This window comes from Rhodococcus triatomae (genome assembly GCF_014217785.1).
Taxonomy (GTDB): domain Bacteria; phylum Actinomycetota; class Actinomycetes; order Mycobacteriales; family Mycobacteriaceae; genus Rhodococcus_F; species Rhodococcus_F triatomae.
The window spans coordinates 1,762,372-1,772,396 of record NZ_CP048814.1 but is presented as its reverse complement, the minus strand read 5'-3'; the positions used below and the strand labels follow the sequence as shown (position 1 = coordinate 1,772,396).

The 10,025-nt window shown below is 68.6% G+C and carries 10 protein-coding genes, 1 tRNA gene and 1 pseudogene; 6 read left to right on the top strand and 6 right to left on the bottom strand.

What is annotated here, in order from left to right; translation table 11 throughout:
* Positions 1-63: 63 nt before the first annotated feature.
* A pseudogene (locus G4H71_RS22880) lies at positions 64-528 on the bottom strand (ATP-binding cassette domain-containing protein); the annotation flags it as partial.
* 83 nt (positions 529-611) lie between these two features.
* Here G4H71_RS22880 and G4H71_RS08310 point away from each other — a divergent pair.
* The 3 genes from G4H71_RS08310 (at position 612) to G4H71_RS08300 (ending at position 3,069) form a co-directional block, all read left to right on the top strand.
* Positions 612-1,427 (top strand): TetR/AcrR family transcriptional regulator, encoded by an 816-nt coding sequence (locus G4H71_RS08310; protein WP_072737331.1) that lies wholly within the window; start codon positions 612-614, stop codon positions 1,425-1,427.
* Positions 1,428-1,487: 60 nt separating this feature from the next.
* Positions 1,488-2,159 (top strand): HAD family hydrolase, encoded by a 672-nt coding sequence (locus G4H71_RS08305; RefSeq protein ID WP_072737330.1) that lies wholly within the window; start codon positions 1,488-1,490, stop codon positions 2,157-2,159.
* A gap of 106 nt (positions 2,160-2,265) precedes the next feature.
* Positions 2,266-3,069 carry a metal-dependent hydrolase gene (locus G4H71_RS08300; RefSeq protein WP_072737329.1) on the top strand — a complete coding sequence of 268 codons (804 nt, stop codon included), beginning with the start codon at positions 2,266-2,268 and terminating at the stop codon, positions 3,067-3,069.
* Here the strand turns inward: G4H71_RS08300 and G4H71_RS08295 are convergent.
* Both G4H71_RS08295 and G4H71_RS08290 read right to left on the bottom strand, forming a co-directional pair.
* Complete coding sequence (locus tag G4H71_RS08295) at positions 3,060-3,791, bottom strand: HD domain-containing protein (protein WP_072737328.1); 732 nt, start codon at positions 3,789-3,791, stop codon at positions 3,060-3,062. The two genes, G4H71_RS08300 and G4H71_RS08295, sit on opposite strands and share 10 nt — an antisense overlap.
* Positions 3,788-4,384 carry a TetR/AcrR family transcriptional regulator gene (locus G4H71_RS08290; protein WP_072737327.1) on the bottom strand — a complete coding sequence of 199 codons (597 nt, stop codon included), beginning with the start codon at positions 4,382-4,384 and terminating at the stop codon, positions 3,788-3,790. Before G4H71_RS08290 ends, G4H71_RS08295 begins: the two co-directional genes overlap by 4 nt.
* Before the next feature lie 82 nt (positions 4,385-4,466).
* On the opposite strand from G4H71_RS08290, the gene G4H71_RS08285 reads away from it, so the two are divergent.
* Positions 4,467-5,255 carry an SDR family oxidoreductase gene (locus G4H71_RS08285; protein WP_217631315.1) on the top strand — a complete coding sequence of 263 codons (789 nt, stop codon included), beginning with the start codon at positions 4,467-4,469 and terminating at the stop codon, positions 5,253-5,255.
* A complete protein-coding gene (locus tag G4H71_RS08280; RefSeq protein ID WP_217631316.1) occupies positions 5,252-5,605 on the top strand; it encodes a VOC family protein in 354 nt (117 codons plus the stop codon). The genes G4H71_RS08285 and G4H71_RS08280 overlap by 4 nt, the downstream gene beginning before the upstream one ends.
* Before the next feature lie 67 nt (positions 5,606-5,672).
* Here G4H71_RS08280 and G4H71_RS08275 read toward each other — a convergent pair.
* Positions 5,673-5,746: transfer RNA gene (locus tag G4H71_RS08275), tRNA-Pro, on the bottom strand.
* A 54-nt stretch (positions 5,747-5,800) separates the two neighbouring features.
* Positions 5,801-6,772 (bottom strand): metallophosphoesterase, encoded by a 972-nt coding sequence (locus G4H71_RS08270; protein WP_072737324.1) that lies wholly within the window; start codon positions 6,770-6,772, stop codon positions 5,801-5,803.
* A gap of 101 nt (positions 6,773-6,873) precedes the next feature.
* Here G4H71_RS08270 and G4H71_RS08265 point away from each other — a divergent pair, with 101 nt between their 5' ends.
* Positions 6,874-7,341, top strand: coding sequence for a GatB/YqeY domain-containing protein (locus G4H71_RS08265; RefSeq protein ID WP_072737323.1), 468 nt, complete (start codon positions 6,874-6,876; stop codon positions 7,339-7,341).
* 76 nt (positions 7,342-7,417) lie between these two features.
* Here G4H71_RS08265 and G4H71_RS08260 read toward each other — a convergent pair whose 3' ends face one another.
* A complete protein-coding gene (locus G4H71_RS08260) occupies positions 7,418-9,781 on the bottom strand; it encodes a penicillin-binding protein (protein WP_072737535.1) in 2,364 nt (787 codons plus the stop codon).
* Positions 9,782-10,025 lie beyond the last annotated feature (244 nt).

Genomic DNA, 10,025 nt, shown 5'->3' with positions numbered 1-10,025 from the left:
GCCGGTGGTGGGCTCGTCGAGGAAGAGCAGACGGGGATGGTTCATCAGCCCCATCGCCACGTCGAGTCGTCTCCGTTGCCCGCCGGACAGGGACTGGACGGTGCGTTTCTCGAGCCCGGAGAGCTCGAGGGCGTCCAGCAGTTCTCCCGCACGCCGCCGGGCGACGGTGGTGGGCACCGAGTAGAAGCGGCCCTGGTTGAGCAGCTCGTCACCCACCCGGTACGAGTACCCGCCCGCGTTGCCCTGCCCGATGTACCCGATGCGGGCCCGGACGTCGGCAGGATGCCGGACCACGTCGAACCCCGCGACCTCGGCCGTGCCCGCGGTGGGCGCGAGCAGAGAGGTGAGCATGCGCAGAGTGGTGGATTTGCCCGCGCCGTTCGGGCCGAGGAACGCGACCAGTTCCCCTTCGGCGACGTCGAGGTCGATGCCCTTCACCGCTTCGACCGTTTCCTTCTTCCTGGTGAACGTCTTCGTGAGTCCCCGCGCCCGGACGGCACTTCTCGTACGGTGTACCGAATCAATCATGAATGAAACGGTACGCTGTACGATAAAAGCTGGCAAGTGGGCGCCGCGACGAGCGCGGCACGAACACGGAAGGGGCCGAGACGATGGTCGACGCCGAGGGTGCGGCGGAATCGCCACGCAACATCGGAGCGCGGTTCGCCCCGCTGTGGGATCCGCCCGCCGCGTCGACCCGGGGGCGCCCGCCGCGGGTGTCCCGGTCCGAGGTGATCGACGCGGCGGTGGTGATCGCCGACGCCGCCGGGCTCGAAGCCGTGTCCATGCGGTCCGTCGCGAAGTCGCTCGGTGTCGGGACGATGACGCTCTACTCGCACGTCCCCGGCCGGGACGAGCTCGTCGACGCGATGATCGACCGCGCCTATGCCGACTTCGACCTGCCGGAGCCCGGTCGCCCCTGGCGCCCGGCGCTCGAGCACTATGCCCACGGGTACTGGCAACTGCTCCGTACACACCCGTGGCTGCTCGACGTGAACGTCTGGCGGCTGCCTCTCGCGCCCCACGTGCTGGAGGCGGACGAGGCCGGCTACCGGTGCCTCGTCGACACCGGGCTCGCCGCCACCCAGGTCGTCGAGACCATCGCGATCGTGAACAACACGGTCACCGGTCTCGCCCGTTCCGCCGCCGCGGAGGCGGCGGACGAGACCCGCCAGGGCGTGGACTACACGACCTACTGGGAGGCCACGGGCGACTTCTGGGAGAACACCTTCGACCCGGCTCGGTTCCCCACCATGACGAGACTGTGGACCGTCGGAGCCTTCGACGCGGGGGCGACTCCGTTCGAGCTGCGGCTGGGCAGTCTCCTCGACACGATCGACCTGCTCGTCGTGCACCGACGAGAACGAGGGCCCGCCTCGATTCCGTCGTTCGAGGAGTGGGTGGAGAAGCTCGGCGGCGAGAGCTGACGAGGCAGGCGGCCCGGCCACCCGGCGTGACCGGCGCCCGCACGGGGTAGTCCAGCGGGCATGAACCCCCGCGTGGTCCTCTTCGACGTCGACGGCACCCTGGCCGACTCCAACTACCTCCACGTCGATGCCTGGACGCGCGCATTCGAGCGGGTCGGGCACCCGGTCGATGCCTGGCGGGTGCACCGCGCGATCGGGATGGACGGCGACCGGCTGGTCGCCACGTTGCTGCCCGATGCCGACGTGGACGTCCGTGCCCGCGCGACGGAACTGCACACCGAGTTGTACCGGTGGGCGTCGTATCGGCTGCGTCCACTCGACGGGGGCCGTGAGCTGGTCGAGCGGGTGAAGAACGAGGGTGCGCTGGTCGTACTCGCGAGCTCGGCCTCGTCCGAGGAGTTGACGCTGCTGCGGCGAGCCCTCGAGGTCGACGACCTGCTCGACGGTGCCACCACGTCCGCGTCGGTCGACACCGCGAAACCGGAACCCGACATCGTCACGGCCGCGCTCGACCTCGTGGGCGCGCGTGCCGAGGATGCGGTGATGATCGGCGACTCGACCTGGGACATGCGCGCCGCGACCCGCGCCGGCGTGACCGCGCTCGCGGTGCTGTCCGGCGGCACGGGCCGCGACGAGTTGATCGCGGCGGGGGCACATTCGGTGTACGACGACCCGCGAGACCTGTTGGAACATCTGGACGAAACGCCGATCCGCGCACTGCTCGGCCGGTGACGCCCCGCACGGCCGGTTGTCGGAGGCCGTTGCTAGGTTGAGCGTCGTCGGGCATCGGCACGGATGACCGTGTCCTGGGCCGCTGTCGTGAAAGGTGTTCTCCTCCATGGTGATGGGTCCAACCCATGCAATGTCCGGGGCCGCTGTCGGATTGGCGGTGGCCGATCTGCTTCCCCCGGACTGGGGCGGTCCCACGTCGACGCCGGAGACCTTTACTTTCGCTGCGGTGTGCGCGGGTGCCGCACTGTTTCCCGACCTCGACACCCCGCAATCCACCGTGTCCCGTTCGTTCGGCCCGATCAGCCGCCTGTTCGCGCGCGTGGTCGACTCGGTGTCGCTCGGCTATTACAGCCTGACGCGGGGGAAGAAGGACGGAAAGCGCCGCGGTGGTCACCGAACCCTCACGCACACCGCGCTGTTCGCCGCCGCCGTGGGAGCCGGAGTGTCCGCGTTGGTGATCCACTTCGGCAAGCCGGCCATCATCGGCATCCTGTTCTTCTTCCTCGGGCTGGCCCTGCGCGGGCTGGCGGGCAACCTTGCCAAGGAGAAGGGCTGGATCGTCGTCTCGGCCGTCGCCGTGATCCTCTCCGCGCTCACCTGGCAGTGGTATCCGAGCCAGGCCGGTTCGACCGGGCTGGGTGTGGCGGTGGCGCTGGGGTGCGCCACCCACTGCCTCGGTGACGCGATCACGAAGGAAGGAGTCCCGTTCCTCGCACCGTTCGTGCCGTGGCGTCAGGAACGATGGTGGGAGTTGAAGCTGCCGTCCTTCCTGTCGATCAGGGCCGGCGGTGCATTCGAGAAGGCCGTTCTCGGCCCGGCGCTCACGATCGGGGTGGTGATGCTCGCCGTCTGGGCCGTCGACGGTGCGCCGCAGGCGATCTACGACGCCTTCGTGCCGGCCTATCCCTGAGCGCCGGGTGGGGTCCCGGCTCGCCGGTCGAGCGGATTGAGCGCCATCGGCAATCGCATACCCACCCGCCACAGCGTCGCCGCCCGGGAGAGTGGGCGGAGCCGTGCTTCGGTACGCATCACTGCGGCGAACTCTACCGAGAATCCGGTGCGGGGGTGACGGTGCAGTACACCGGCGACGACGGAGGCGGGCACGTCGTGGACGCGGCTGCCGGCGACGTCCAGGTGGGTCGCGTCGTGGACGAGCCTCGCCTCCGGGCCGGCGTCGATCGGAGAGCGCGCGTCCATGTGACGGGCACAGGCGGTACGGACCGTATCCGCGCGGGATACGGCGGTCTCGTCGTGGGCCAGTACGAACGACCGGGCATCGTCGGCTCCGGTGCAGGCGAAGCAGGCGCCTGCCTCGTCTGCGCCCGCCGAGGTGTCGTGCAGTAGACAGGCCACGTACAGGGCTTCGGGATCGGGAGTGAGCCCGTCGACCTCGGCCAATGCCACCGCGAACTCCCAACTGCGCAGGCTGTGCCGGAACACCGCGGAGGACAGCACGGAGATCGCCTCGTCGTACGCGTCCCGGCACAATCGGCTGTCCGGCGCGGTCGGGGCGGCCGCTGCCGCCGCCGACCGGACACCGCGCAGCAGGCCGGGGAAGGCGGCACCGTTGACCTGTAAGGCGCGGAGCGCGAGACGTGCCTGCCCGGTGCGAGTGAGTGCGCCGTCGTTCATGCCGCACCTCCGGCGAGATGCCGGGAGACGTCCGCTCGGCACAAGTCGAGAATGCCATCCAGTTCGGCGGCGTCGACCGTGCCGCGCCGGAACAGAGCGTAGGCTCCGTTGATCGCCGACCAGGCGTAGAGAACGAGCCCGCGGGCATCGACGTCGGAACCCGCCGCCCGCGCGCTGCGCACCATCTCGGTGGCGATACCTGCGAGGACGTCGTCGATGTATGCGCGGACGTCGTTGTAGGAGGAAGAGTCGCCGGGCGAGACGTCGGACAGGGCCAGCAGGCGGAGCGCGAGCGGGTGCTCGCGGTGGAAATCGATGTAGGCGTCCAGGGCCGCCGCTGGGCCGTTGTGGGAAGTGCCGCGCATGGCCTCCGCATGCTCGTCCGCGGTGCGCCTGGCCAATGCGAGATACACGTCCGCCTTGCCGTCGGGGAAGTTCGTGTAGATCGTACTCACTGCGACATCTGCTGCAGTGGAGAGCGATTCGATCGACGCGGCGCGATAGCCACTGGTGGAGAAGACGGTGCGCGCGGCGTCGAGGACCGCACTCCAGGTCCGGCGGCGGCGCCGATCGGTCGGTTCGTCGAGAGGCATGGGTAAACGGAATCATATTCCGAAATCAGAATCAAGTTCCGTTTACTGTCCAGGTGCCGCGATGGTGGCTAGGCTGGCGCCCATGACACGCACCGCCCTCGTCACCGGCGCCTCGTCCGGAATCGGCGCCGCCGTCGCGACACTGCTCGCCGAACGCGGCTATCGGGTGTTCGGGACCAGCCGCAACCCCGATACCGCCCCGAAGATTCCCGGAGTGGAATTCCTTCGACTCGACCTCGGTGACGAGCAGAGCATCGAGGCCTGCGTGAAGGCGGCGGGAGACGTCGACGTCCTGGTCAACAATGCCGGGGAGAGCCAGAGTGGGCCGATCGAAGAACTCCCGATGGAGGCGATCGAGGGGCTGTTCCGGGCCAACGTGTTCGGCGCGGTGCGGCTGACGCAGCTGGTGCTCCCCGGGATGCGGGCCCGTGGCTACGGTCGCATCGTGATGGTCGGGTCGATGCTCGCGAGTTTCCCGCTCGCATACCGCTCGTCGTATGTCGCGACGAAGGCCGCGCTCAAGGGCTTCGCCAACGCCGCGCGCCGTGAGGTCGCTCCCTACGGCATCGGTGTCGCGACCGTCGAGCCCGGCTCGATCGCCACGGGCATCGGAACTCGCCGCACCCACTACATCGACGACGCCTCTCCGTACAAGGCCGAGTACGACACGATGATCGAGAACCTCGACGCCAACGAGCGCGCCGGGATCACCGCCGAGAAGGTGGCCGCGACGGTGCTCGGAGCGATCGAGGCGGGCAAGCCCCGGCAGCTCTACGCCGTCGGCTCGAACGCTCCGCTGGTCTTCGCGCTTCGGCGGGTGGTGCCGCGTGAATGGGTGGAGAAGATCGTCGCACGGAGGCATGGACTGTGACCGTCCTGCGGGTCGTCCCGATCCTCACCGTGGAGGATCTGGATGCGGAGATCGACCGGTACGAGCGGGTTCTCGGACTCTCGGTGGTGATGAACCACGGCTGGATCGCGACTCTCGCCGGCCCGGATCGCCGACACCAGATCAGCCTTCTCACCCGGGACGCCACGGCACCGGTCAACCCCTCGCTGTCGGTGGAGGTCGACGACGTGGACGCGGCCCACGACGCCGCCCGCGAGGCAGGTTTCGAAATCGTCCACCCGGTGCAGGACGAGGACTGGGGAGTGCGGCGATTCTTCTACCGGGACGGCTCGGGCAACGTCGTCAACGTGCTCGCGCACTCCGGGGCGTAGACGATCGGCACGGGAAACGACGAAGGCCCCGACCGGAGCACCGGCGGGGCCTTCGTGTTCTTCACTGTCGGGGTGGCGGGATTTGAACCCACGACCTCTTCGTCCCGAACGAAGCGCGCTACCAAGCTGCGCCACACCCCGTGTCGAACCTCGGCTAGCTTACAGCACCGAGGTTGATCGGATTAAATCGGCTGGTCATCCTCGCAGAATGGTGTGCTCGGACGAACTGGTGTGCCCCTGCTCGACGTCGCTTCCCGCGTCCCGTCGAGGGGCGGCCACGAGTGTCAGCAGGGTCGCCTCCGGGCGGCAGCAGAAGCGCGCCGGTGCCCACGGGGACGTGCCGACACCGGCCGACACGTGCAGTTGGGTGTGCTCGCCCCACTGTGACGGACCCTTGACGCGGGAGCGGTCGAGGTCGCAGTTCGTGACCAGCGCCCCGTAGAACGGCAGGCACAGCTGACCGCCGTGCGTGTGTCCGGCGAGCACCAGGTCGTAGCCGTCGTCGGCGAACCGGTCGAGCACGCGGGGCTCGGGCGAATGGGTGATACCCAACCGCAGATCCGCGAGCGGGTTCGGCGACCCGGCGATGGTGTCGTACCGGTCGCGCTTCAGGTGTGGATCGTCCACACCGGCAGCGGCGATGCGGACACCGGCGACCTCGAGTTCCCGTCGGGTGTGCGTCGCGTCCAGCCAGCCTCGTTCGCTGAACGCCGCGCGCAGGTCCGCCCACGGCAGCGGGTCGCCGAGAACGCGCTTGTGGTTCTTGCGGAAGTACTTCAGCGGGTTCTTCGGCTTGGGAGCGAAGTAGTCGTTGCTGCCGAAGACGAACAGCCCCGGGCGCGACAGCAGGTTGCCCATCGACTGCACCACAGCGGGCACGGCCCGTGCGTGGGACAGATTGTCCCCGGTGTTGACCACCAGGTCCGGTTCCAGCCGGTCGAGCTCGCGCAGCCAGTTCTGCTTCATCCGCTGGCCGGGCATCATGTGGAGATCGCTGATGTGCAGCACGCGCAGCGCCGACGTACCCGGTTCCAGGACCGGCATCGTCACCTCACGCAGCGTGAACGCATTGCGTTCGATGAGCGATGCGTACCCGATACCGAGTGCGGCGGCACCGGCGATTCCGGCGGCGGTACGGGTCAGGGGGGAGCGGAACACGTCAGACACTTCATCAGGATACCGGCTGGCACGATCCGGATGCCGGGTACGCGAGCGAATGGGCGGAGCGGTTCGCACACGGTCCCCCGCGAGCGCGTAGCGTTTCGCGCATGTCGGATTCACTGAAGGAACGCCTGCGGGCGGACATGGTCGCCTCGATGAAGGCGAAGGACACCCTGCGCACCGCCACCCTGCGGATGCTGATCGCCGCGGTGCAGAAGGAGGAGGTCTCCGGCAAGGAGGCCCGCCAGCTCACCGACGACGACGTGCTGAAGGTACTCGCCCGCGAGTCCAAGAAGCGTGGCGAATCCGCCGAAATCTACACCGAGAACGGGCGTGGCGAGCTGGCTGCCCAGGAGCACGCCGAGGCCCGGATCATCGACGAGTACCTGCCGACGCAGCTCAACGACGCCGAGCTCGCCGACGTGGCGGACACCGCCATCGCCCAGGTCGCCGAGCAGATCGGTGAGCGCCCGGGCCCGAAGCAGATGGGGCAGGTGATGAAGGCTGCCACCGCGATCGCCGCAGGCAAGGCCGACGGTTCCCGCGTCGCGAAGGCCGTCAAGGACCGCCTCTGAGCGAGGTCGCGTCACCTACGTGGAGGCCGCCCCGACCCACCCCACAGGCCCCGCCCGGTCGGGCGGGGCGGCTGGGTCAGCGGGGGATGCTGGGGATCTGGATCGGTGGTAGTCCCGGGATCTGGATCGGCGGGATGCCACCGCCACCGGCGCCGCCCGGAGCGGGCGGGGGCCCGGCCGGGTTCGCGCGTGGCGCGCGGCCGTCGCTGACGTAGATGGTGACCGCGGACCCGGGCACCGCCGAGCCGGACGGCGCCTGGCTCACCACCGTGCCCGACGGCGCCTCGGAGTTGGAGGTGCTGGCGGTGACGCTGAATCCGGCGCCCTCGAGGGTGGAGCGGGCCTGGGACTCGGGCATGCCGGTCACGTCCGGGACCTGACCGTTCTGCGATCCGCGCACATACTTCTGATCCACCGGCGGCAACGACGTGGGGCCGAAATTCTCCGCTACCGGCTTGATCGACTGGAACCAGGTCCGGGCAGGCTCGTTGCCACCGAACAGGTTTCCGTCACCACACGAACGCAGCGGGAACGAGCAGATCTCGCCGGGATTCGGTGAGTCACCGAACACGTAGGCGGATCCGGCGATGTTGTTGGTGAAGCCGAGGAAACCGGACGACATGTGCGACTCGGTGGTGCCCGTCTTGCCGGACATGGGCAGATTCCAGCCGACGCTGCCCGCCGCTGCGGCAGCGGTACCGCCGGGCAGATCGTCCTTGCTCATCGCGACGGCGAGGGTGTCCGCCAGACCTGGATCCACGACCTGCTCGCAGGCCTGCTCGGTGAGCGAGACGGGCTTGCCCTCCCGGTCCACGATCGAGTCGATCGGGCTCGGCGGGCACCACATTCCGTGCGAGCCCAACGTCGCGGCGACGTTCGACAGCTCCAGCGGGTTGATCCAGGTCGGGCCGAGTGTGAACGAGCCCAGGTTCTGATCCTTCTGGAAGTCGGCCATGCTGCGGTTGTCGAATCCGGAGGTGCCCGGGCGGGCGTAGGAGCGCATGCCGAGGCGCACCGCCATGTCCACCGTCGGCTCCACGCCGGTCGCCTGGATCAGCTTGACGAAGGTGGTGTTGGGGGACTGGGCGAGCGCATCCGTCACCGACAGCGCGGGCGGATAGGCGCCCGCGTTGCCGACACAGTAGGCGTCGGCAGGGCACCCACGGGCACCACCGCTACCCATACCGCGGGCCTGGTACGTGGGCGGGACGTCCAGGGTCGCGCTGGTGCCCAGCCCCTGCTCCATCGCGGCCGCGGTGGTGAAGATCTTGAAGATCGACCCCGCGCCGTGACCGGCGAGGGAGTACGGCTGGGGCTGGACGGTCTCGTGTGCGTCGATGTTGAGCCCGTACGTGCGGCTACTGCCCATCGCGAGCACCCGGTGCTTCTCCTGGCCGGGCTGCACGACGTTCATGACGTTCGCGACGTGCGGCAGGTTCGGGTTCGCGTTGGCGACCAGGGCGGACTTGACGGAGTCCTGTACCTCGGGGTCCAGCGTGGTGCGGATCAGGTAGCCGCCCTTGTCGATCTGCTCCCGGCTGATGCCGGCCTCGGCCAGGTACTGCAGCGCGTAGTCGCAGAAGAACCCGCGGTCGGCGGCAGCGATGCAGCCACGCGGCAGGCGGTTGGGCTGCGGCAGAACGCCGAGAGGCTCCTCCTTGAGGGCGCGGAACTCCTCGGCACGTTCGGGGATGTTCGCGATCATCGTGTCGAGGACGACGTTACGCCGTTCGGTGACACCTTCGGGGTTGGTGTAGGGGTTCAGTGCCGAACTGGACTGCACCATGCCGGCGAGCATCGCGGACTGGCCCGCGTCGAGCTCGGTCGCATCGATACCGAAATACGTCTGGGCGGCGTCCTGGACGCCGAACGACGCGTTGCCGAACGGGACGAGGTTGAGGTAGCGGGTGAGGATCTCGTCCTTGGTCAGTTCCTTGTCCAGCGTCAGCGCCATCCGGATCTCGCGGATCTTGCGAGCCGGGGTGGTCTCGATCGCGGCCCGGCGCTCGGCGTCCGTCTTCGCGACGACCAGGAGCTGGTAGTTCTTCACGTACTGCTGGTCGATCGTCGACGCGCCCTGCTGCACCTCACCCGACGTGGTGTTGGTGAGGAACGCGCGGATGGTGCCCTGCCAGTCGACGCCGCGGTGCTCGGCGAACCGCTTGTCCTCGATCGAGACGATCGCGAGCTTCATGTCGTTGGAGATGCGCTCGCTCGGCACCTCGAAGCGGCGCTGCTCGTACAGCCACGCGATGGGGTTGCCTGCCGCGTCGACCATCGTCGAGACAGCAGGGACCGTGCCTTCCACCAGTTCGGCGGACACGTTGTCCACGGTGTCGGCGGCGCGGTTCGATGCGTAACCGAAACCACCTGCCAACGGAAACATCACGCCGGCCAGGAGGACACCCGCCAGCAGGGAGCATCCCGCGAGCTTCCACAGAGTCTTAGACGTCGACACGGTCTACAGAGTACGTGCCGAGGCGACGAACGACGGGCGACGAGGGAGTACGCGCGTGGGCGGGCGGCGGCAGAGTACGTGACCGACGTCGAGAGCTGGGGAAATCGGCCGGTCACAGTAGGTGGTTTGGGACACGAACGGGTGGGGAACACGGTCTTTGCGGTGGTAGGGACGTCCGTACCAAAAAGGCCAACACAACATCTTGCGCGGTTTGGGATCTTTACCT